The organism is Fulvivirga sp. M361, assembly GCF_007097395.1.
Taxonomy (GTDB): domain Bacteria; phylum Bacteroidota; class Bacteroidia; order Cytophagales; family Cyclobacteriaceae; genus Fulvivirga.
Genome location: NZ_VKDC01000033.1, coordinates 24,825 through 47,897 on the forward strand (window position 1 = coordinate 24,825; position 23,073 = coordinate 47,897).

Here is a 23,073-nt window from a genome sequence, read left to right on the forward strand (position 1 = left end):
CTAAATTCTAGGTATGCTAAAGGTGACTACTGCGCCTTTTTTGATTCCATTTTTCACCCATATTTTCCCATCATGCATATTAATGATCTTTTGACAGATGGTTAATCCCAGGCCAGTGCCCTCCGGTTTTTTTAAGGTCTGATTTTCCGCCTGATAAAAAGCTTCAAAAACCAATGACTGGCTTTCAACAGGTACACCAGGACCATTGTCAAGTACGGACAACTCCACGCTGCCATTATTTGTCCCGGTAACAATCCGAATCTCTCCTGACTTCGGATCACAAAACTTCATTGCATTAGATACCAGGTTCAATATGACCTGCATCAACCGATCTCTGTCCCCCTTGATCATGGGTAGTTTTGCATGTAATTGTGTTACCAGTTTGATCTGCTTTTCTTTCAACAAGTGTTGCATAGAATTCAAGGCATCCCTGGTCACATCATTTAAACGTAAATCCCGGAGTGTAAGCTGTATCTGCCCTGATTCCATTTTCTCCAAATCCAACACCTGGTTGATCAAACGCTCCATACGTTCTGTTTCATCAATGATAGTTTTCAGAAACTGCCCGTGCTGCTCAGCTTCCAGATCGTCATTGTCATTCAATATCTCAGAAAATGCACGTATCGAGGTAATAGGTGTCCTCATTTCATGGGTTACTGTGGAAATGAATTCATCTTTTAGTCGATCGAGCTTCGTAAGTTCGTCGTTAGCTTGCTGCAGCTTAAGACTTGCCTCCTGAAGTTCTTCTGATTTTCGTTTCAGCTCCTTATTGTCCGAAATGTAGTGCTGCGTTTCCTGCAGCATATCAAATACCTCGTGCATGTTGATCTTTTCTTCCTTTACTACGGAAGACATCAACACCCGGGCTGATGCTGAACCCACAGCCCCGGCCAACAATTTCTCCGCATAATTTACCACACGGGAATCCGCCTCTATGGAATCCGCTTCTATATCATTTCTGGCCTTAAATTTCCTGAATGCTCTATCCGTACGTTCGGGTCCTAAAAATGTAGCCAGCAGATCTCTAATGTCTGCTACAAAGGCCTTACCTTTCCATAAAATGGCACTTTCATATACTGTTGAGTATTTGAAAATATCTACAAATACTTCCGATTGATTGGTCTCCTGGGTAGATTGGCGCGTGATGGCAGAGACCGCTACATAGGCCAACGTATTCAATAAGATACTCCACATGAAACCTTGTGCCACAAAATTACCCGTGTTGAGCCCCATAAAATAATTAGGCCTCAGATAGGATAGTCCTAAAAACCCTTCATTTAAAAGGTTTGAAGGTAAAATATCGGCAGTGACCATGGTAGGAAGTATCAGTGTAAAAAACCAAACGACAAAGCCTATGATCAGCCCGGTCAAGGCTCCTTTATAGTTCCCCCTTTTCCAAAATAGTCCCCCTAACCCCGCCGGAGCAAATTGTGCAACTCCTACAAAAGAGATCAATCCAATCGATACAAGTGAAAACCTCTCGCCCACCAACTTAAAATACAGGTAGGCCAGAATAAGCATTACTACTATCATCACCTGGCGCCCTCTCAATACCACGGAATTCAACCGCCCTTCAAATGACTTCCCCAGAAAATGGTTTCTCAGCACCATCGGCACCAATAAGTTATTACTTAACATAATGCTAAGCGCCGACGTAGAGACTATGATCATACTGGTGGCCGCTGAAAAACCTCCTAAATACACCAGTAATGCTAACGCCACACTATCGTTTGCCAAAGGCATGGCCAAAACATAAGTATCAGCATCTACCCCCTGACCTTCGAACAATAACCTTCCCCCCAAAGCGATGGGAATAACAAATAAATTGATCAGTAACAGGTATAAGGGAAATAACCAAACTACTTTTTTCAGTTGTTCTTCATTCGTATTCTCTTTTACCGTAACATGAAACTGCCTGGGAAGTAATATAATGGCGAGCATAGATAAAAGATTAAGCCAAAACCAATTACTATAACCATGCTCCGGATCAATAGTAATGAGCCTTTCAAAATCAGTTAATCTTTTGGCAGAAGAAAAAACATCTCCAAATCCGTCAAAGAGTCCATAAGTAACATAGATCCCTAACAGCAGGAATGCGAAGAGTTTGAATAAAGATTCAAAAGCAATCGCGGTAATCAGACCTGTATTTTTTTGAGTGGCATCAATCTTTCGTGTACCAAACAAAATCGTAAATATCCCCAGCACCATGGTAACGTAGAAAGCGGTATCCTTGAAAAACGTATCACCCCTGGGAGGCAACTCTTCAGAGAATATGCTAAAACTATATGAGATAGCCTTCAATTGAATGGACATGTAAGGAATGATAGCCAGTACACAAATAATGGTAATGAAAGCCCCAAGAAAAAGGCTTTTACCGTACCTTGCTGAGATAAAATCAGCAATAGTAGTGATACGTTGCACTTTACATATCCGGATAATCTTACGACTCACCACCATATAAAGTGGTGCCATCAGTATAGGTCCTACGTAGGTTGTCAGGAAGTCAAGGCCCTGGTTTGCCGCTCGTCCTACACTACCATAGTAGGTCCATGCCGTACAAAAAACGGCTAGTGAAAGGGCGTAGATATATGGGCTGGAAAATAACTTTTTGTGTGCATTTTTTTCAGCCCACCCGGCTATGAAAAACAGAAGAGTGAGGTAAGCAAAGGAAAGTACGATAACTACCCATTCAATCGCCATGCTCGTCTTTTGATTTACGTCTAACGATCAAGTAATTAGTCACTATCAGACCTACCCAGATGACGGCCAGATAAATGATAAAAACCGGCATACCAAAAATGTATTTCGCTTCATTCGTCACCGCAATAAATGGATAGTGAAACAGAAATGAAAATACAACAAAAGATACAATGAGGTATGTAACGGTTTTTCCTGACATAATGCGATTATTCTTTATTCAAGGTCAAAAATCCCATCTTAAATAGCAAACCCAGCGCTCCTAAGAGTGAGACGCCCAGGAGGAATGAAGTAAGAAAATCAACGTTAAACTTCATTTCAAAATAAAACCTGGCAGCAACGGTGATCACACCATAAACCAGTAAAAACACTATGGAGGTTTCTCTTTTTAATTTCATTGGATGAAAAATTTATAACTGGAAAAACAAGCATAGCCCTCTCTCACCATTAGTTTGACGTAGAGAAGGCTACGCTCACCGTACTACCTATTAATGATCATGTGCCTCTCCCGCACCCCTGGGGAAACGAATATTATCGACAATGCTCTGTACATTTTCCGGTGGTGGTGGTGTGAAATTGCTTACGGCAATAGACACTACAAAGTTTAGTATCATACCAATGGTACCGAAACCTTCCGGAGATATACCGAACCACCAATCGTCTGAAGTGGTAGGTCCGCCAATCCATCCGAGTTTGTAGCGCATCATATAAAACAAGGTGATACCCAGCCCTACTACCATGCCGGCAATGGCGCCTTCTTTGTTCATTCTTTTGTAGAAGATGCCCAGGATAATAGCCGGAAAGAAAGATGCAGCAGCCAGGCCAAATGCCAGCGCCACTACAGCCGCAACGAAGTCAGGCGGATTGATCCCAAAATATCCTGCTACTACCACCGCCAGAACCGCTGCGCCACGGGCTATCCAAAGCTCTGAACTGTCTGAGATGTCCGGCGCTATCTGTTTTTTAACCAGGTCATGCGAAACGGAAGTGGAGATCACCAGCAACAGACCTGCCGCTGTAGACAATGCAGCAGCTAAACCACCGGCAGCCACCAGCGCTATCACCCAATTCGGAAGGTTGGCAATCTCAGGGTTGGCCAAGACCATGATGTCGCGATCTATTTTCAACTCATTTTGCTCTTTATCCGCTACATATTGTACTTTACCGTCACCATTTTTATCGTCATAGGTCAAAAGACCTGTTTTTTCCCAGTTACTGAACCAGTTGGGTAAAGAAGCATATTCTTTATTGCTCACGGTTTCGATCAGGTTAGTACGGGCAAAGGCTGCTACGGCCGGTGCCGTAGTATAAAGGATAGCGATAAAAACCAATGCGTATCCTGCTGAAATACGGGCATCTTTTACACGCGGTACGGTAAAGAACCTTACAATTACGTGAGGAAGCCCAGCGGTACCTACCATCAAAGCAAAAGTGATGAAGAATACATCTATCATTGACTTACTTCCGCTGGTATAAGCAGCGAAACCCAGCTCTTCATGAAGGCCGTTAAGCTTGTCCAGCAAATACGTTTCCGTTCCATCCACGGTACCACCAAACCCTAATTGAGGAATAGGGTTATTCGTAAGTTGTATGGAGATAAAGATCGCTGGCAACATAAAGGCGAAGATGAGAATGACATATTGGGCCACCTGGGTATAGGTGATCCCCTTCATGCCACCTAGTACGGCGTAGATGAAGACGATAAACATCCCAATATAAACCCCGTTATTGATGTCCACTTCCAGGAAACGGCTAAACACGACACCCACACCACGCATCTGTCCTGCTACATAGGTAAAGGAAACAAAGAGCGCACAGATGACCGCCACTGTTCTGGCAGTATTAGAATAATAACGATCACCTATAAAATCAGGCACGGTAAATTTTCCGAATTTTCTGAGGTAAGGCGCCAGAAGTAACGCCAGCAGCACATATCCTCCGGTCCATCCCATAAGGTAAACGGCGCCATCATAACCTGCAAATGAGATAATACCGGCCATCGAAATGAATGAAGCCGCAGACATCCAGTCAGCAGCCGTTGCCATGCCATTGGCCAGGGGAGGCACACCTCCACCCGCTACGTAAAATTCTTTCGTAGAACCAGCCCTTGACCATATCGCTATACCGATGTAAATGACGAAGGTGATCCCAACAATAATATAAGTCCAAGTTTGTACATCCATGAGATTATTCTTTTTCGTCTACATCAAATTCTTTATCCAGCTTATTCATCAGTGATACATAAACGAATATCAAAATGACGAAAACGTAAATCGATCCTTGTTGAGCAAACCAAAAGCCCACAGGAAAACCACCTATTTTAATAGTATTGAGAGGTTCTACCAGAAGTATTCCAGCCACATAAGATACGAGGAACCATATGGCAAGTAAAATGGCGAGATAACTCAGGTTCTTCCGCCAGTACTGTTTCATTCTGTCATTATTCATGATTAATTAGTTTTTATAAGAAAATATGTGTCTGAAGCCTCCACTGGGTTACATCGCCACCGGTGCCGGAAGAATCACGGAAGTCTCCGCGTATGGTATGGTATTCAAGCGTGACTTTGGCATTGTGTCCATTCACATAGTAATTCACCCCAAAATCGAATGAGGTGATGTTGTCTTCCAACGCCTCATAGTTACCTGACTGATAAGCTATGTAAGGCATGATCTTAAGATCAGATAAAAAGTATCCTGCATGCACATAAACGTTAGTACCAGTGCCAACCCACCTGGAAACGTAGTTGTCGCCATAGTTAAAGCTTATAAAAGAAGCGTAGGCATTAATCCCTCCACCAGGAGCCGGAGCATCATAGAAAACATCTCCTGCTACATGAAAGACATTCTCATGATCGTTAGCAATGGTATCGTAGGTGCCGTTAGCATGACTGAAAAAACCTGTCCCGATACCCAGTACTTTCTTCTTTCCAAAATAAGTACCTACCTGGTAAGGTAATTTGGTGGATTCAAGGTCTAACAGATTGTACCTGAAGTATCCTTCAATAATTGTATTTCCGGTAGGATCTCCATCTTCATTCGCTGTTGCCGAACCAGTATAGGTAACCGATGATGCTTCTGCATTGGGAAAGGCATCCCCATAATTTCTCCCGGCGCCTAAAGCATTTGCAGGGTTCAATGGATTATTAACGGCTATTCTATAATCAAACTGGCCAATCTGACCTTTGGCATAAATACCAAAATGCCTGGCAAACTGGTCCGTGACACCCAGCGAATGCCAGTGTGTAAAGGGCCTTGCCTGATCTAAGGTCATAAAATTCAGTGTAGAAGCATTCGCCAGTCGGGTTAAGCCTTTCCAATAGTGTAGTCCCGTTCCTACATGAAGTGCTTCATTGTTAGAAATTTTAAACTCCGTCCAAACGTCGTGAAGGAAAAATTGCGGACCGTCACCATTATTACCCAATGAAGTAAGATTACCTGTATTTAGATTATTAAGACCAAAATGGGTTAAAATCAAGAATTTGGGTGAAACCTGGGCGTAAGCCAAAAAACGGCTTCTACGCGCAAATGAATTGAGTTGTAGTTTTGCATCATCGACCTCGCGGTTATTGGTTTGTAGCCATTGCTGATGCCAAATAATAAAGCGAACATACTTACTACCGTTTTCATTTAAATTGACCTTTAACGGTTTGTAAGCATGGTCGTCCTCGGAAGTCTCGTCTTGGGCCATTAAGGGCATAGAACAGCACCATAACAGGCCCAGGGCCATTACAATTTTGTAGGTAATAGTTTGCATGTATGTTGAAATTTTAGTTGTCTCAGGGTAAAAGACGGCCGTCTAAAACTTCAAATCCAATTTGATATTTTTAGAAAGAATATTGCTAATTGGATATATACTTTTGCTAATAGTATAGTTTTCAAGAATGGAAACGCTCCCATTTTATGAGCATGAATTTATCTCCAAGTTCTGTGATAATCATCCCGGATCCGCTCATATACTCCGGATCAGCAATAACATTTTGTAATTCTTCATGACTCAAAATGCGATAGGTGGGCCGGTATTCATAGCGTTCCGGGGGTTTGATCTGGTATTTTTTCACCCAGTTCATAACAGATACATGGCTCACCCCCAGCAGTCTTTCTATCTCTCGATAGCTCACTCCTTCAAGGTAAAGCTGAAGGGCCTTGATAACGTAGTAATCATCAATTCTCTTCCCTAATTTATTGACTGTAAAGAAGTAATTACATTTTTTACACCTGTAGCGCTGCTTGCTGTTAACGATACCGCTTTTTATTACAGTGCGTGAATCACATCTTGGACAGGGTATATTTTGCATAACTATATCAAGTTAGCATAAATATAATATTTTAGCAAGAAAATAGTTTTTAAAACCAAACCTCAGCCATAATGGCCACCAACGCACCCGCCAGGGCTACTCCAAGCCTGCGTGCATTGAAGTGATGATCAACGCTACTTTCATAAACTATCGTGGTAGAGATATGTAGAAAGCTACCACTGACTATGGCAAACAGAATGGAAAATGTCTCATCTGAAAGTTTACTGTTCTCAACGTAAAAATCACCTATCAGCAGTCCGATAGGAGATGCCAATGCGAAAATGATGAGAAACAGCAAGGCTACATTCTTCTTCATAGAACATAACAAAATGGACATTAATGCAAAAGCAGCCGGGGCCTTATGTAAAACGATACCTGCCAGTAAGGATCTGCTATCATGATGTGGATGAATAGTGCTGGGGTGCGCCAGTAAGGACCCTTCCAAAAAAGAGTGAATCAACATGGCAATAAGTAGCATAGCAGAACCCTTAATAGAATGCGAGGCACCCTTTTCATGCTCATGAACATGGCCATGCTCTGCCCCGTCGGTAAAATATTCCAGAAACTGTTGGAAAAAAAAACCTGCCAGCACATAAAGCCCTATGGTACCGGGCTGTTTTGTGTGGCTAAAAAGCTCAGGCAAAATATGTATGATGGTAATAGAAAACAGGTAGGCCCCTGCAAAGACAAGGGCTAATTTGTAATGTCTGGACCGGACTTCGGGCAGGGCAAATGTGGAAATACCTCCTGTAAAGGCTGCCAAAAATAAAATAAGAAGATCAACGAACATCAGTTTTTTTAATTGAATGCAAATATACAACAATGTTGCATTTGGGTTTTATTTATCAACAATGAATATCATTCGATCAGAAGTTTCAGCTTCATAGGGTTCAAAACTGTAATTACCATATATTCCTTTGACTTTTAAACCGGCACGATGAAAATAATCAAGAAACTCTATCCGCCGAATGGCTCGTACCCGCTCCTGAAAATAATGAGGCACTCCTTGATCAAAAAAATGAATGTCTTTAATGATAAAGTCTTCTTCGAGTTTTTTTGAGATCTTAAAAGTAATCCCGTGCATTACCTTCTCTTCAGAAAGCTTCAGGTTATGGATTACCGTGTAAGGGTTTAAAAAGTCCAGAAGAAATGTGCCCCCTTTTTTAAGAGAGGCGGCAATGGCTTTTATAGCCACTTCATTCTCTTCTTTGGCCTCAAAATAGCCAAAACTGGTAAAGAGATTCAGAATCACATCAAATCCTTCTCTGGCAAATACTTCACGCATATCATGCTCGTAGAAATGAAGGTGTTCATTTTCATATTGCCGGGCGAATTCAATATTTTGCTCGGACAGATCAATGCCCACCACATCAAACCCCTTTTGATTAAGGTGAATGGAATGCCTCCCTTTTCCACATGCCACGTCCAGGATTTTATCCTCCTCAGAAAAATGTAGCACTTCTACCAGCTTATTGATAAACTGTTCTGCTTCTTTATTATCACGCTCTTTGTAGAGTACGTGATAGTAGGGTGAGTCAAACCACTCGCCAAACCATTCTTTTCTTTGTGGCATTACTGCACTGGGTTAATAAATGACGCTATTCCCGGTGTTGCAAACGTATTTAACTTACCGGTTTCATCACTATAAATAAGATATGCATCATACTCCGTATGTTGCTCTAAAAATGCCTTGGTTTTTTCCAACCCGAATACCATAAATGCGGTAGCCAGCGCATCTGACGTGTGACAGTTATCAGTAATCACAGAAGCACTTAGCAAAGAGTGCTGGATCGGGTAACCCGTCATCGGACTAATGGTGTGACCGTATTTCACTCCGTCGACAATGTGATAATTAAAGTAATTTCCGGAAGTGGCCATCCCCTTATCTGATAATGAGATAATACTGACAAAACGCTGGTCCAGCTCTTCTGAATTAGGGTCCAATATGCCCACCTTCCACTTTTCGCCCGACTGTAGGTTAATACCTGAAGCCCTTACCTCACCGCCTATTTCCACAAAAGCGTTGGTAATGCCCTTACTTTGTAACAGCTCTGTCACCACATCCACTCCATATCCCTTGGCTGAAGCGCTAAAATCTAACTGTACACGTTTATCCGTTTTGGTTATATGTTTCTCATCAAACTGTACTTTGTCAAAGCCTGTAAATTGACGGAGCGAATCGATCACCGTGCTATCCATAACAATTGCTTTCTGATGGCCGAACCCCCAGGTATTGATAAGCGGCCCAATACTTGGATCAAAAGCTCCCTCTGTGAGCTCATATAACTCCTTACTGACTAAAACTGCCTCGCGGAAATAGGGCAACTCAAATTGAAAAGATGTGTCCGTATTGTATTGTGTTATCTCCGAGGAAGGAATATATGTGTTTAAGGACTGATTGAACACCATCAACACAGAGTCAACTTCTTTTTGAAAATCACGTTCTTCTGCGTCGAAATATTTGACGTTATAGGTGATTGGCCCCATGGTTTTACCTGAAAAATATACCATATGCGCCGATTCGTCCGTTTGACGATACTCATATACCAGGTACATTGCCAGAAGAACCAATACCGTGTAAAGTATATTTTTATATCGATTACTCATTCATCCTTTTTTGCGGGCAAAACTAATTAATTGAGAAGGTTGAGGGTAGTATAGCTTGAATTATTTCCAACCCGGCATAACGCATGAAGCAAAGCTTCAAGAGTAACTTATTTCAACAAGCCTGACCTAACACAAGCTATGCTCCTTCCTCCATGCGCCACACCCTCTGCCCTCTGCTCCATACGAGCGAGCGCTTTTTAAGCAATTATCACGTGGGTTAATCAAGGGTTATTTAACTTAGTGAGGTGTAAGCAATACATTTGGATCCGTTAGAATTAGATTCGATATTATTATCGTTGCTTACTTGAGGCAAGTTATCTTATGAGAGAAGATTATTTACAGGCAGACGACGAGAATTACAGCTCAGAAGAACATGAGATTGAACGTGCATTACGTCCTTTAAATTTTGGTGACTTTACCGGACAACAGAAAATTGTCGATAATATCAGCGTATTTGTTCAGGCTGCAAAAAAAAGAGGTGAACCCCTGGATCATGTATTACTTCATGGCCCTCCGGGACTAGGTAAAACAACACTTTCCCACATTATTGCCACAGAAATGGGAAGTAACATCAAGATAACTTCCGGCCCTATACTGGATAAACCCGGTGACCTGGCGGGCTTATTGACCAACCTGGAAGATAATGAGGTACTGTTTATTGATGAGATCCACCGCCTGAATCCAATTGTAGAAGAGTACCTGTATTCAGCTATGGAGGATTATAAAATTGATATTATGCTGGACTCCGGGCCGAGTGCAAGAACAGTACAGATTACCCTATCCCCTTTTACGCTGGTAGGCGCTACCACACGTTCCGGGCTGCTTACTTCTCCGCTAAGGGCACGGTTCGGCATTAATGCGCGCCTGGAGTATTATGATGCTAAGATACTGACAGGCATCGTAAAAAGATCATGCGATATTTTAAACACTCCCGTAGATGATGATGCAGCTTATGAGATCGCCAGAAGAAGTCGGGGCACACCTCGTATTGCAAATAACCTGCTGCGCAGAACACGGGATTTTGCGGATATTAAGGGGGATGGCACCATTACCAAAGACATCGCACAATTAGCCCTGAATGCACTGGATGTGGATGAGCATGGCCTGGACGATATGGATAATCGTATTCTTTCTACCATTATTGAAAAATTTAAGGGTGGCCCTGTGGGTATTTCTACTATCGCCACAGCTTGTGGTGAAGAAGGTGAAACCATCGAAGAAGTTTATGAACCTTTCCTGATACAAGAAGGATATATTAAAAGAACTTCACGAGGCAGGGAAGCAACCGAATTGGCCTACAAACACTTAAAAATTGTGCCCCCCAGTAAAAATATGGGATTGTTTGATTGATCCGATCAGCAACCTTGCTGAAATTATTCTTCCTTCAGGCCCTCAAGGATCTTCCTTAGCTTTTTGATCTTCCGCCCATAGATAAGGTTGATCAAAAAATGGAACAGGAGATAAACAGGTACAAAAATCACGGTAACCAGTAATAATGGCCACACATGTTCTGCAAAAATGAATTGCCCTTTTTCCGAAGCTGTTTCATAGTACCCGTAAAACCCACCAAAATATAATGACAGGAACATCACCACTTTATAGTGTAACAAATAGAACTTCAAATAATTGTAGATTTTCGTGAGGCTCACCTTTACATCCCCGGAGAAATCAAACGCTCTTAGCTTCAGGATCAGAAAAAGGAAATATAAAAAGTAAACTACACCTACCACAATCAAAAAGACCACAGTGATCCACGAGCCTCTTTGTATCTCTAAATAAATGGCAATGGGTGTTATTACGAGATTAAGGCAAAATTCAATGGTAAGAATTACGCGAAGCCAAAATAAGACGTTCCTTGACCTGGCACCCTCGATATGCTCTATCCCAGGAAACTCTACTCGTTCAGGTCGAACAATGCTTTTATTCCATATGTCTTTAATGTCCAGTTCAGCCATTGATAAGTTCTTTCAACTGGTTCTTCACCCGATTGACGCGGGCCCCTACGTTTGTAACTGTTATCCCTAATATCTCTGCCATTTCTTTGTAACTCTTATCTTCCAGGTACAACAATATAATGGCTCTGTCAGATTCTTTTAACTGTCTTATACTCTTATATAGCATGGCCACCTGTTCTTTTTCGGCTTCTGACTCACTTTCATGAACATCGGTCTCCAAAAGTGCTACTGTATCCACTCCTCTCTTTTGTTTCCTGGCCAGTGTAAGGCATACATTTAATGTAACACGATACACCCAGGTAGATAGCCTGGACTTATTTCTGAATTTATGGTGAGACCTCCATAATTGAATGGTCACTTCCTGAATAAAATCCTTGAGTTCTTCACTATCGTTTGCATATGCACGGCATATCTTATAGATCGTAGCTTTATTGTCTTCGACAAATTCCTTAAAGAAAGCGTCCGACTTCATTTATCCCGTATTGACCCGTCGATGAAAAAAAGTATTAGAATTTGTAATAAAACATAAATCCAGCGTACTAACATAACAAAGAAAACGAGAAAGTCATGGTTAGGAAACATTTTAAAGAATTCATCATAGCGCTCGGATTGATTGTAGCTTTACTTATTACAAATTATGTTTGCCTTACCCCTACTCCTGTTAAATCCGATAAGAGAAATGTACAGGCCCAGATCAAGGTCAATAATAAACAGACTAAATACGTGCCCATATTTACTGAAGTAGTTTTGCTTACTACTAAAATGATGTTAAAACCCAGACGCTGATAGCACAATACTACGAAAGCTGGCCAAACAGCTATATTTGTAGATAATGGGTAGGCATTCAGCAAAATACAGTAACACCGCACTTGTAAAAAAAACAGCTGCAGAACTGGGCTTTATGTATTGCGGTATTTCTAAAGCAGAATTTCTGGAAGATGAGGCTCCAAGGCTGGAAAAATGGCTTAAACAAAATCATCATGGTGAAATGGCGTACATGGCCAATCACTTTGATAAACGGCTTGACCCTACCCAACTGGTCCCGGGAGCACAATCAGTTGTTTCCCTGGCATACAACTATTTTCCGAAACAGGATCTGGCAAAAAAAGACCATTTTAAAATTGCTAAATACGCCTATGGTAAAGACTACCATTTTGTGATAAAAGATAAGCTAAAGGCCTTTCTGAATATCCTCACAGAACAGATCGGAGAAATTAATGGACGTGCTTTCGTAGATAGTGCACCTGTTATGGAGCGACAATGGGCACAAAAAAGCGGGCTGGGCTGGATCGGAAAAAACACACTATTACTTAACAAACAGAGTGGAAGTTTCTTCTTTTTGGCGGAATTGATCACCGACCTGGAATTGGAGTTTGATGGTCCGGTAAAAGACTACTGCGGTACCTGCACTGCCTGCATTGACGCTTGCCCTACAGAAGCTATCCCACAGCCTTACATAGTGGATGCCAGTAGATGCATTTCGTATCTTACCATTGAATTAAAAGACAATATCCCGGACACGTTTAAAGGCAAATTTGATAACTGGGTATTTGGCTGTGACATTTGCCAGGATGTATGTCCCTGGAATAGGTTCAGCAAACCCCATTCAGAGCCAGCATTCAGTCCTCATGATCAGTTAGCTGAGCTTAACACAGTGGACTGGGAGGAGATGACTGAAGATGTTTTTAACACACTGTTTAGAAAATCAGCCCTAAAAAGAACAAAATTCACTGGCTTGAAAAGAAATATTTCCTTTTCAAAAAAATAATATCCTTTCTAAAGGCTAACAAGCAACCGTATTTCACGTCTACACCATTACAAAGCAGCGCTGTAATACCAGTGGATGCTCATCATTGAATTTTTCAAAACACCACCTTCTTAGTTCGTCGATCTCTTCTCCAATGAGTGATTTGAGGGCCTTTTTTAATTCTTTTTCAAAAAGTTTTTTGTCAAAGCTAACTTTAAGCAAAATAATTTTTACGTAGTCTAACATATTGATAGAAGTCTATCTGGTAACGATAATAATGGCCGCATCGTACAACCATAATATACAAAAAACTAATAGCATATACAGAGATTGCTATAACTTTGTTACGTGTGGAAGTGTGAAGTGTAAATAAAATATTAGGGCATTAACATGATTAATGTGATGATTGTTATAAGACATCTTTTTGCATCATTAAGTATATTACTGATTACCTGTCAGTTAGCTCTTGGGCAAGAGGCAAGTATTGAGTTAGGTCCGTCGCAAATCGGCGAGAACCAGGCCTGGACCATTACATTGACAGTTTCTAATGAAAGATTGAAAAGCTATGATGACTTTCCAGACATTAAAGGCTTTCGGAAACGTGGAACGTCATCTTCATCCAGTACCCAGATCATTAACGGCCAAATATCCTCCTCACAAAGTATCACAATGACCTATGTTCCCACCAGACAAGGTACCTTTCGCTTAACGCCTTTTAGTATGGCCATTAATGGCAAAACCGTCAAGTCACAAGGAACAACGATCACGGTAGGTCCTCCGGTAAAACGGCAACAACGTCGCGATCCTTTCAAAAGCCTGTTTGATAGAGATCCGTTTGACACATTCAACGACAAGGGTGACACAGAGTTCGTGGATATAGCTGATGACGCTTTCCTGGCCTTAACCACCAGTAAAAAAGAGGTATACGTTGGAGAAGGGTTTACCACTACATTGTCCTTTTACGTAGCGGACAATAACCGCGCTCCTTTGCAATTCTACGAGTTGGGCAAACAGCTTTCTGACATTTTAAAACAAGTACGCCCTGAAAACTGCTGGGAGGAAAACTTTAACATTGAGAACATCAATGGTGAGCCAGTAAACATCCGAAATAAGCGATATACCCAATACAAGGTGTATCAAGGGGTTTTCTATCCCTTAAACTCGGAGACTATCACTTTTCCTTCGGTAGGCTTAAAAATGATCAAATACAAAGTGGCTAAAAACCCTTCTTTCTTTGGACAGAACAGGCAGGAAGATTTTAAAACCTTCTATTCAAAGGAAAAAATGGTAAAGGTAAAGGAATTACCACCACATCCTCTGAAAGACCAGGTAGCCGTTGGGGATTACTTGCTCGACGAGCGCATTAATTCCGAAAACCTGGAGACCGGCCAAAGTTTCTCTTATGAATTTAACATTTATGGTGAGGGTAATATTTCCGGCGTAGGTAATCCTGTAGTCGATGGAGGTGAGAATTTTGATTTTTATGATCCGAATGAAACGCAAAAGATCAACCGAAGAAATAGCAGAGTAACGGGGTCTAAGTCATACAGCTATTTTGGCATTCCAAAAGAACCCGGCACATATGCATTACAAGACTATTTCAACTGGGTCTTTTTTAATCCAAATACTGAGAAATACGACACCCTCAAGTCAAACATTCAGGTGACGGTAAAAGGAGAAAGCAAAAAAAATGAGTCTATACAATCTAATGACCTGGGGTCTTTCTACGACCGCATAGCCTTTGAAGACAATACCCTCTTAAGCAATGATCGTTTTGAATGGACCAAGATAGTTGCTAACCTTTTGATTTTAGGAATGTTGCTGACCTCAGCGTACATTTTCATAAAAAAGTGATAGAAAGCCCTCCGACAGATTGAGTATGTATGATTCTTGTCATTGCTCATGCTGATAAAGAAGTCGTTTAGGACATTTTTGGCATTTTTGTGCTCGAAGTTTTATTAATTAACTTAGCCGACTTTTAAGGAAAAAAATCAGATTTCAATTGGGGAATTCATTTGGTGACCTTTTTAAAATAACTACGTTCGGCGAATCTCATGGAAAAGCCATTGGTGTAATCATAGACGGTTGCCCGCCCGGTTTAGATATAGATGAGGCATTCATTCAGTCGGAACTGACGCGCAGAAAACCAGGCCAGTCTAAAATCACAACGCAACGTCAGGAAGATGACCGCTTTGAAATACAATCAGGAGTATTCGAAGGTAAAACAACAGGCACACCTATATCGCTGGTCATCTACAACCAGGATCAAAAAAGTAAAGACTATTCACATATAGCAGACAAATTTCGACCCTCTCATGCAGATTACACTTACTTTGAAAAGTATGGCGTGCGTGACTACAGAGGAGGTGGGCGCAGTTCTGCAAGGGAAACCGCCGCCAGAGTGGCCGCAGGAGCCATTGCCAAACAGATCCTCCGACAGTTAAGCGTTGAGATCACTGCCTATGTAAGCGCTGTCGGTGATATTGAAGCACCGCACTACAGTGAATTGGATTTAAGTACTGTGGAGGATAACATTGTTCGTTGCCCCGACCCGACTACCGCAGAAAAGATGATCGAACGGATCGATACCATAAGGAAAGAACGAGATACTATAGGAGGCCTTGTGACATGTGTTATAAAAAATACTCCTGCAGGTTTAGGGGAGCCGGTATTTGATAAACTTCATGCTAAACTGGGATCAGCTATGCTTGGGATCAATGCAGTCAAGGGTTTTGAGTATGGCAGTGGTTTCCAGGGCACAAAAATGAAAGGTTCAGAACACAATGATGAATTTTTCGAAGAAGAGGGTAAAGTAAAAACCAAAACCAACTTTTCAGGCGGAATACAGGGGGGCATATCCAACGGGGAAGATATTTATTTTAATGTAGCCTTTAAACCGGTGGCTACTATCATGCAGGACCAGGATAGTGTGAATGAAAAGGGTGAAAAAGTAACCGTGACTGGTAAAGGTCGCCACGACCCTTGCGTTGTGCCCAGGGCAGTGCCTATTGTAGAAGCTATGGCTGCACTTGTAATCGTAGATTTCTACCTGATAAATAGCGTAACCAAATTGTGATCCAATCTTAATATAACATGAAAAAACTCGCACTGCACACTCAAATTTTGATTGGCATGACGCTGGGATTGATCTTCGGCATGGTTTGCCTTGAATTTGAAGGACTCTCAGGTTTCACTCTTGACTTTATAAAACCCATAGGAACCATATTCATTCGTTCATTAAAAATGGTAGCCGTTCCGTTGGTTCTGGCATCTCTGATCATAGGTGTAGCAAATATTGGCGATGTTTCCAAACTGTCACGAATGGGAGGTAAAACGTTAGGCATTTTTGTGCTTACTACTGTTATATCCATCACCGTCGGGTTATCATTAGTAGCTGTTATGAAACCCGGGCATAAGCTACCGGAGGAAACCCGGCAAAATTTAATGAGTTTGTATGATTCCAATGCCGAAAGTCAAATTTCTGCAGCAGAGGAAGTAAAAACAAGGGGTCCTTTACAGCCATTAATAGACATGGTCCCTGATAATATCTTTTTTGCAACCACCCAAAATGGCAGAATGCTCCAGGTAGTATTTTTTGCCATATTAGTAGGCGTAGCTTTATTGCAGGTCCCAAAGCAAAAGGGAGCAACCGTACTGGGGTTCTTCAATGGTATCAACGATGTTATTATCAAAATTGTACAGTACATTATGTTAATAGCCCCGTATGGTGTCTTTGCTCTGATTGCCTCGTTGATCATTGAAATTGCCGGAGATAATCCCGAAAAAGCATGGGAACTATTGTACGCTCTTCTTTGGTACACCATAACGGTCGTTATAGGCATGTTCTTGATGATGATATTTGTTTATCCCATTCTCATAAGGTACTTTTCCAAGATCAAATATTTAGAATTCTTTAGAGGAATACGACCAGCCATGCTTTTAGGGTTTAGCACAAGTTCAAGTACAGCTACTTTACCAGTAACCATGGACAGAGTGGAAAAACAACTGGGCGTTTCTGAAGAAGTGAGCAGTTTTGTGCTTCCACTCGGTGCCACCATAAATATGAATGGTACGAGTTTATATCAGGGGGTCTCCGCAATTTTTATTGCACAGGCCATGGGACTTGAGCTAACTCTTAGTTCACAAATAACCATAGTACTTACGGCAACTCTGGCGGCTGTTGGAACTGCGGGAGTTCCCGGAGCGGGCCTGGTGATGTTGGTTATCGTGCTGGAAGCTGTAGGTATACCTGCAGCCGGAATTGCACTTATTATGGCTCCTGAGCGTATTCTTGATATGGTCAGAACCATGGTAAATATTACAGGAGATGCTTCAGTTGCTGTAGTAGTTGCTTCAACAGAAGGTGAATTAGACCCTGATTTCGATAAAAAACTCACCACCGAGCAATCTTCATAGCGTCAATGGTCCACAATAATATAATCTGAGTATTATGAAAAAACTTCCTATTCATGTAAAGATCATTTTTGGGTTAATTCTCGGAGTTATATGGGCCTTCCTATCCAGCGCACTGGGATGGAATGAGTTTACCATCAACTGGATTGATCCTTTTGGAACCATTTTTATACGGCTATTAAAATTCATTGCCATCCCACTCGTCTTGTTTTCAATCATTAGTGGGGTTTCAGGTTTAACCGATGTCTCCAAATTAGGTCGTTTGGGGGGTAAGACCCTCGGGGCTTATATGACCACTACCTTTCTGGCCATTGGTGTGGGGTTAATTTTCGTGAATGTAATTAAACCAGGCACACGTATTGACCAGGAACAAAGGATTAAAAACAGGCTGTCCTATGAAGTCTGGCTTCAAGACAACCAAATGGGACCTTCCCAGGACGGCAAATCGTACCTGAATGATCCGACATATGCTCAATACCTGTCTCCTGATCAAGAATTGCATCAGCTAACAGAAGCCCAAAAGAGTGACTTGGAAAAGAAAGTAAGTGCGGCCAAAGAAAAAAAAGAAGGTAAGCCACTACAGTTCCTTATTGATGTAGTACCTGAAAACATTGTTTTTTCCATTTCAAATAACCAATTGATGTTGCAGGTAATATTCTTTGCGATCTTCTTTGGCATCACCATCATTCTTATTCCTAAAGATAAGGCAGCTCCTGTGATTGCTTTTGTAGAAGGAATTAATTCTATTTTCCTCAAAATGGTAGAGCTCGTAATGAAGGTAGCGCCTTTCTTCGTGTTTGCCCTGCTGGCAGGGGTAATCGCTAAAATGGCCGATACACCTGGCGAGGTATTTGAAATTTTTCTTGGATTAGGGTCGTATGCCATAACACTGCTTGGCGGGTTATTTTTTGTCGCCTTTATTCTTTATCCATTGATCTTAAAACTCTTTGTACCTAAAGTCAGCTACAAAGAGTTTTTCAAAAATATGAGTCCAGCGCAATTCCTGGCATTCTCAACAAGCTCGAGCGCGGCAACTTTGCCTGTTACTATGGAATGTGTGGAAGATAATATGGGTGTACCCAGAAGCATTTCAAGCTTTGTATTACCTATAGGAGCCACTATTAACATGGACGGCACCAGTCTGCATCAAGCTGTAGCGGTTATTTTTATGGCACAGTTACATATGGTGGATTTAACCTTTGCTCAGCAGCTGACCATTGTACTAACGGCATCATTGGCTTCTATAGGAGCAGCAGCCGTACCAAGCGCCGGTTTAATTATGATGATCATTGTGTTGCAGTCAGTAGGTTTAAATCCGGCATGGGTGGCCATTATTTTTCCGATTGACAGACCCTTGGATATGTGCCGCACTGTGGTAAATGTAACAGGTGACGCTACAGTTTCTACGCTAATTGCCAAATCAGAAGGAGAGCTGACCAAATATTCTTAACCACACCGGGACAGTTAGGAGATTCGGAATGGTGTTAAATCCTTAACTTTGCCGGAACTAACTTTACCGAATATTGTTTTCATTCTAACGCAAAAGAATAAGTCATGCAAATAGAAAATTCAAAAGTTGTAAATCTATATTTAGAGGCAAACCCTAATCCTAATTCGCTAAAGTTTGTAGCTAATTTCATGCTGGTACCTGAAGGCCAAAGCCATGACTTTCCGGATGCAGCCAGTGCAAAAAACGCTCCTTTAGCAGAAGAATTACTGGCATATGATTTTGTAGGCAGGGTTTTCTATATGAGTAACTTCATAACAGTTACCAAGAAGGAAGATATTGAATGGGCAGAAATAAAACAAACATTAAAAGACCATATTCAAACTTACCTTGAGTCTGGAAAACCGGTCATTACGCTGGAAGAAGACGCCCCTCTTTTCGATGAAAACGACTCTGAAACAGTAAAAAAGATCAAAGGTATCTTAGACGAATATATTAAGCCGGCAGTAGAACAAGACGGTGGCGCCATCGCGTTCCACTCTTACACAGACGGTGTAGTAAAAGTATTGCTGCAAGGTTCTTGTAGTGGATGTCCTTCATCCACGGTAACTCTCAAAGCCGGTATTGAAAATCTTTTGAAAAGAATGCTTCCTGAAATTCAGGCTGTTGAAGCAGAAGGCGTATAGTTCCTGATCTTATAAGGTGACATAATCTATATCACGCTGCAAGAATAAAATGCCCGTTCCTCAAAGAGTAATATGGGCAGTGTATTATTTTTTTCATTTATCGCATCGCTAAAATTCAAGTGATCCTGGTTGATGTTTTACCATGCTGTTCTCAAATAAATATTTTCATTCAATCTTAACCAATTGACTACCAATGATGTAGAATCTCATAGCACCTACAAGTGATGCTGGAAAGGCGAAATGGCAATGTTTTTGATTAATCACCACTTATTAACTCATCAAAAACATAACTTATGAAAACCAGCATTATTTTTTCCATGATCCTTTTAACGCCATTCTTTTACTCATTAAAATCACAACACGTAGACCCCATTTTAAAAGGAAAACATGTGATAGGTGGGGGGATCAACATTAACTTTTCAGAACAGGATGCAGACAATGTAAGAAACAGGTACAGGATAAACGACAGTCGGTCTTTTGGCTTCAGGCCTTACGTAGGTAAGTTCATTAAAGACCGGCTCCTGATCGGTGCAGGGCTATCCATTTCATCCAACAGCCAGGATACGGAAGATCAATTTAATGACAGACTTGATAAAAGTAACTTTGAATCCTACAGTTATGGGGCAGGCTTTTTTGTAAGAAAGTATTATCCTATTGTTGGCAGGTTCGGCACTTTTTTTCAGCCCGAAGTGAATTTTGCTATTTCAAACCAAGAAATGGACCGCTCCGCTTTCAACGTGAACTCACAAGAGGTTATCGATGAATCAACGGATGAAACAGACCGCGTATCGTTTAACCTGGGAATAAACCTGGGATTATACCTTTTCCTGGGCGATCGTTTTTCAATAGAAACGAACCTTGGGAATTTAAGCTTTAGCCATGCTACTTCAGATCGGGAAATCCGATACGTTTCAGGCGCTACTGAACGTTTTGATGATATCTCATCTAACAGTTTGAATATTAACCTGGTCAATGAAATAGCTTTTGAGAGGCTTTTCGTGATCAATTATTTCTTCTAATATTATTATATTAAAAGGGGACATGACGTCATGTCCCCTTTTCTTGCTGATTAGATCATTGTTTACACACCGGATTTTCAGCTTTAACACGTCTTACTTTCATCTTCCATTTCGGAAGACGTAGAATACCATTGACTATGGCAATCCCGGATAAAATGAGTATCGCTCCAATAAATGTTTCCATGGTAATCGTTTCACCTAACACAGTAACCCCCAAAACCACACCATAAATAGGCATCAGGTAAGTGACCAAAGAGAGATACGATGCACTGGCCTTTTCTAACACCTTGTAATACACCACAAAAGCCATGGCAGTACCTGGCACTGCCAGTATCAAAACCGAACCTATTGCGTTAAAGGAAAGTGAAGCCAAATTCACAGGGCCATCCGTTAAAAATGCAAAAGGAACCAGGTATACTGCCGTTACCAAAAGTTGTGATGCCGGAGCGTATACAGGCTTAACTGCCTTTAAATTCAATCGTGAATAAACCAATGCAACACCATAACTTGCGGCTCCGATACCCACGGCTACCACTCCTAAGACACTGGCCTTAATACCTGATATCAAACTGGGAGAGATCAAAACCATCAACCCGATAAAGCCCAATATCGTGCCCAGAATTTTCTTAACGTCCATTTTATCATCTTCAATGACAAAATTGGCCATAACAATGGTAAACAAAGGCGTAAGCCCATTAAGAATAGAAGCCATAGCACTGTCAATGTACTGCTCACCCCAATTGATGAGTATAAATGGCAACGCGTGTGCGAAAAACCCGGCAATGGTCACGTGCTTCCAAAAAGCGAGTTCCTTAATAAAGCTTCCTCCTCTCATATAGAGGTACAAATTGATAAAAACAGCGCCTATGCCGATGCGCAACGCCGCCAAAGTGACCGGAGGTATTTCAACAATTGCCACCTTTATGAAAAGGAAGGAAGGTCCCCAAAGAGTGGCCAGTAATAATAACATTAGAAAATTTTTTAACTGCATAGGCTTTATATTTTAGACCTGAATAAAACTATTGTATCATAGACCTCTTTAAAACCCGATTCTTGCGGCCCTATCAATATCTATGTAAATCAATGTTAACGCCTTGCTAAATTTCCAGTTCTATTAATAGGATGAATATATTTTCTTATATTCATGAAATATTTTAATATCACAATTTCACTATGTTAAGTCAGATATTTAGCTGAATAAGAAAGCATTAGACTATGGAAATAAGACATTTAAGATTGATAAAAGAGGTAGCGGAAAAAGGCAGTCTTACCAAAGCAATGGACAGGCTTTATCTCTCTCAATCCGCCTTAAGCCATCAACTGAAGGAAGTGGAAAGTCAATTAGGGGCTCCCCTGTTTCATAGGGTAAACAAAAAGTTGGTATTGACCGGAGCGGGCAAAATAATATTGGCATCTGCCGAAAAAATCTTAACGGAGCTGGAGCAAGCGGAAATTTCTGTAAAGAAATATGCCAGTGGAGATATAGGGTCCATACGTCTTGCCACAGAATGTTATACCTGCTACCACTGGCTGCCTTCTCTCATGATCGATTTTAACCGGGAGTTTCCGAATGTAGAAGTAGAGATCTTTCCCGAAACGGCACTGGAACCCATCAGGCTGATACTCGAAGGACAATTGGACTTAGCCATTGTAAGTGGAGACGTGGACAATTCCCAAATTCATGCAGAAAGATTGTTCACAGATGAACTGGTGGCTATTGTACCGGCGCATCATCCCTGGGCTGAAAAACAGTACATAAAAGCAGAAGACTTCACAGACCAGCAGGTACTCATTCACTCATTTCCGTTGGAATCCGTGACGTTGTTCAGGCAAGTGCTCAACCCTGAAGGGATCAGGCCTAAAAAAGTCACTGCCATTCAAATTACGGACGCTGCAGTACAAATGATAAAAGCCGGAATGGGTATAAAAGTCATAGCCAAATGGATCATAGCGCCCTATTTGAAGGATAAAAGCCTGGTCTCGATACCTGTTACCCGTAAAGGCCTTCACAGGAACTGGTATGCTATCACGTTAAAAGGTTCAGAGCGGCCGCAATACCTTGATAACTTCATTTCCCACTTAAAGTGTAACATCAATGGATTGTGCGAATCGACTGCCACGGTGGTAGTATAATGATGAGACCCATCTCCGATTTTTTTATTCAAAACGGCGCAAAAAGTATATCTTTAAGTGGGTAACAATGATTT

At 41.4% G+C, this 23,073-nt stretch carries 24 protein-coding genes; 10 read left to right on the top strand and 14 right to left on the bottom strand.

Annotated elements, in window-relative coordinates; all coding sequences use genetic code 11:
- The 10 genes from FNH22_RS24880 to FNH22_RS24925 all read right to left on the bottom strand — a co-directional run bounded on the left by FNH22_RS24880 (nucleotide 1) and on the right by FNH22_RS24925 (nucleotide 9,599).
- Nucleotides 1-2,700, bottom strand: a complete 2,700-nt coding sequence (locus tag FNH22_RS24880; RefSeq protein WP_143401217.1) for a sensor histidine kinase — start codon at nucleotides 2,698-2,700, stop codon at nucleotides 1-3.
- Entirely contained in the window at nucleotides 2,690-2,899 is a 210-nt protein-coding gene (locus FNH22_RS24885; RefSeq protein ID WP_143401218.1) for a hypothetical protein, read from the bottom strand. Before FNH22_RS24885 ends, FNH22_RS24880 begins: the two co-directional genes overlap by 11 nt.
- Nucleotides 2,900-2,906: 7 nt before the next feature.
- A complete protein-coding gene (locus FNH22_RS24890; protein ID WP_143401219.1) occupies nucleotides 2,907-3,095 on the bottom strand; it encodes a hypothetical protein in 189 nt (62 codons plus the stop codon).
- A gap of 90 nt (nucleotides 3,096-3,185) precedes the next feature.
- Nucleotides 3,186-4,880, bottom strand: a complete 1,695-nt coding sequence (locus FNH22_RS24895; protein WP_143401220.1) for a sodium:solute symporter family protein — start codon at nucleotides 4,878-4,880, stop codon at nucleotides 3,186-3,188.
- Nucleotides 4,881-4,884: 4 nt separating this feature from the next.
- Complete coding sequence (locus tag FNH22_RS24900; RefSeq protein WP_143401221.1) at nucleotides 4,885-5,145, bottom strand: DUF4212 domain-containing protein; 261 nt, start codon at nucleotides 5,143-5,145, stop codon at nucleotides 4,885-4,887.
- A gap of 13 nt (nucleotides 5,146-5,158) precedes the next feature.
- Nucleotides 5,159-6,451: a porin gene (locus tag FNH22_RS24905; protein WP_143401222.1), complete on the bottom strand. Its 1,293-nt coding sequence runs from the start codon at nucleotides 6,449-6,451 to the stop codon at nucleotides 5,159-5,161.
- A 121-nt stretch (nucleotides 6,452-6,572) separates the two neighbouring features.
- Complete coding sequence (locus FNH22_RS24910; RefSeq protein WP_143401223.1) at nucleotides 6,573-6,992, bottom strand: helix-turn-helix domain-containing protein; 420 nt, start codon at nucleotides 6,990-6,992, stop codon at nucleotides 6,573-6,575.
- Between the two features lie 49 nt (nucleotides 6,993-7,041).
- A complete protein-coding gene (locus tag FNH22_RS24915) occupies nucleotides 7,042-7,782 on the bottom strand; it encodes a ZIP family metal transporter (RefSeq protein ID WP_143401224.1) in 741 nt (246 codons plus the stop codon).
- Between the two features lie 48 nt (nucleotides 7,783-7,830).
- Nucleotides 7,831-8,565 (bottom strand): bifunctional 2-polyprenyl-6-hydroxyphenol methylase/3-demethylubiquinol 3-O-methyltransferase UbiG, encoded by a 735-nt coding sequence (locus tag FNH22_RS24920; RefSeq protein ID WP_143401225.1) that lies wholly within the window; start codon nucleotides 8,563-8,565, stop codon nucleotides 7,831-7,833.
- On the bottom strand, nucleotides 8,565-9,599 hold the full coding sequence (locus tag FNH22_RS24925; RefSeq protein ID WP_143401226.1) for an FAD:protein FMN transferase: 1,035 nt from the start codon (nucleotides 9,597-9,599) through the stop codon (nucleotides 8,565-8,567). The genes FNH22_RS24920 and FNH22_RS24925 overlap by 1 nt, the downstream gene beginning before the upstream one ends.
- A 321-nt stretch (nucleotides 9,600-9,920) precedes the next feature.
- On the opposite strand from FNH22_RS24925, the gene ruvB reads away from it, so the two are divergent.
- Entirely contained in the window at nucleotides 9,921-10,949 is a 1,029-nt protein-coding gene (gene ruvB / locus FNH22_RS24930) for a Holliday junction branch migration DNA helicase RuvB (RefSeq protein ID WP_143401227.1), read from the top strand.
- 23 nt (nucleotides 10,950-10,972) lie between these two features.
- On the opposite strand, the gene FNH22_RS24935 is transcribed toward ruvB, so the two are convergent.
- Together FNH22_RS24935 and FNH22_RS24940 are read right to left on the bottom strand one after the other, a co-directional pair.
- Complete coding sequence (locus tag FNH22_RS24935; protein ID WP_143401228.1) at nucleotides 10,973-11,554, bottom strand: hypothetical protein; 582 nt, start codon at nucleotides 11,552-11,554, stop codon at nucleotides 10,973-10,975.
- Nucleotides 11,547-12,026: an RNA polymerase sigma factor gene (locus tag FNH22_RS24940; protein ID WP_143401229.1), complete on the bottom strand. Its 480-nt coding sequence runs from the start codon at nucleotides 12,024-12,026 to the stop codon at nucleotides 11,547-11,549. Before FNH22_RS24940 ends, FNH22_RS24935 begins: the two co-directional genes overlap by 8 nt.
- Before the next feature lie 95 nt (nucleotides 12,027-12,121).
- Here FNH22_RS24940 and FNH22_RS24945 point away from each other — a divergent pair, with 95 nt between their 5' ends.
- Both FNH22_RS24945 and queG read left to right on the top strand, forming a co-directional pair.
- A complete protein-coding gene (locus FNH22_RS24945; RefSeq protein ID WP_143401230.1) occupies nucleotides 12,122-12,340 on the top strand; it encodes a hypothetical protein in 219 nt (72 codons plus the stop codon).
- A gap of 46 nt (nucleotides 12,341-12,386) precedes the next feature.
- Nucleotides 12,387-13,322: a tRNA epoxyqueuosine(34) reductase QueG gene (gene queG, locus FNH22_RS24950; RefSeq protein WP_143401231.1), complete on the top strand. Its 936-nt coding sequence runs from the start codon at nucleotides 12,387-12,389 to the stop codon at nucleotides 13,320-13,322.
- A gap of 39 nt (nucleotides 13,323-13,361) precedes the next feature.
- Here queG and FNH22_RS24955 read toward each other — a convergent pair whose 3' ends face one another.
- Nucleotides 13,362-13,547: a hypothetical protein gene (locus FNH22_RS24955; protein ID WP_143401232.1), complete on the bottom strand. Its 186-nt coding sequence runs from the start codon at nucleotides 13,545-13,547 to the stop codon at nucleotides 13,362-13,364.
- A gap of 156 nt (nucleotides 13,548-13,703) precedes the next feature.
- Here FNH22_RS24955 and FNH22_RS24960 point away from each other — a divergent pair, with 156 nt between their 5' ends.
- The 6 genes from FNH22_RS24960 to FNH22_RS24985 all read left to right on the top strand — a co-directional run bounded on the left by FNH22_RS24960 (nucleotide 13,704) and on the right by FNH22_RS24985 (nucleotide 20,866).
- Nucleotides 13,704-15,155, top strand: coding sequence for a BatD family protein (locus FNH22_RS24960; protein WP_143401233.1), 1,452 nt, complete (start codon nucleotides 13,704-13,706; stop codon nucleotides 15,153-15,155).
- 148 nt (nucleotides 15,156-15,303) lie between these two features.
- Nucleotides 15,304-16,377 (top strand): chorismate synthase, encoded by a 1,074-nt coding sequence (aroC, locus tag FNH22_RS24965; RefSeq protein WP_143401234.1) that lies wholly within the window; start codon nucleotides 15,304-15,306, stop codon nucleotides 16,375-16,377.
- A gap of 17 nt (nucleotides 16,378-16,394) precedes the next feature.
- A complete protein-coding gene (locus tag FNH22_RS24970; RefSeq protein ID WP_143401235.1) occupies nucleotides 16,395-17,717 on the top strand; it encodes a dicarboxylate/amino acid:cation symporter in 1,323 nt (440 codons plus the stop codon).
- 34 nt (nucleotides 17,718-17,751) lie between these two features.
- Nucleotides 17,752-19,164 (top strand): dicarboxylate/amino acid:cation symporter, encoded by a 1,413-nt coding sequence (locus tag FNH22_RS24975; protein WP_143401236.1) that lies wholly within the window; start codon nucleotides 17,752-17,754, stop codon nucleotides 19,162-19,164.
- A gap of 104 nt (nucleotides 19,165-19,268) precedes the next feature.
- Nucleotides 19,269-19,847: a NifU family protein gene (locus tag FNH22_RS24980; RefSeq protein WP_143401237.1), complete on the top strand. Its 579-nt coding sequence runs from the start codon at nucleotides 19,269-19,271 to the stop codon at nucleotides 19,845-19,847.
- Nucleotides 19,848-20,140: 293 nt separating this feature from the next.
- Complete coding sequence (locus FNH22_RS24985; RefSeq protein ID WP_143401238.1) at nucleotides 20,141-20,866, top strand: autotransporter outer membrane beta-barrel domain-containing protein; 726 nt, start codon at nucleotides 20,141-20,143, stop codon at nucleotides 20,864-20,866.
- A gap of 55 nt (nucleotides 20,867-20,921) precedes the next feature.
- On the opposite strand, the gene FNH22_RS24990 is transcribed toward FNH22_RS24985, so the two are convergent.
- The gene (locus FNH22_RS24990) at nucleotides 20,922-21,836 is read right to left on the bottom strand and encodes a DMT family transporter (RefSeq protein WP_185154399.1); all 915 of its coding nucleotides are present in this window, start codon (nucleotides 21,834-21,836) and stop codon (nucleotides 20,922-20,924) included.
- Between the two features lie 245 nt (nucleotides 21,837-22,081).
- Between FNH22_RS24990 and FNH22_RS24995 the strand changes: the two genes are divergently transcribed.
- Nucleotides 22,082-22,999, top strand: coding sequence for a LysR family transcriptional regulator (locus FNH22_RS24995; RefSeq protein ID WP_143401240.1), 918 nt, complete (start codon nucleotides 22,082-22,084; stop codon nucleotides 22,997-22,999).
- Nucleotides 23,000-23,073: the final 74 nt, after the last annotated feature.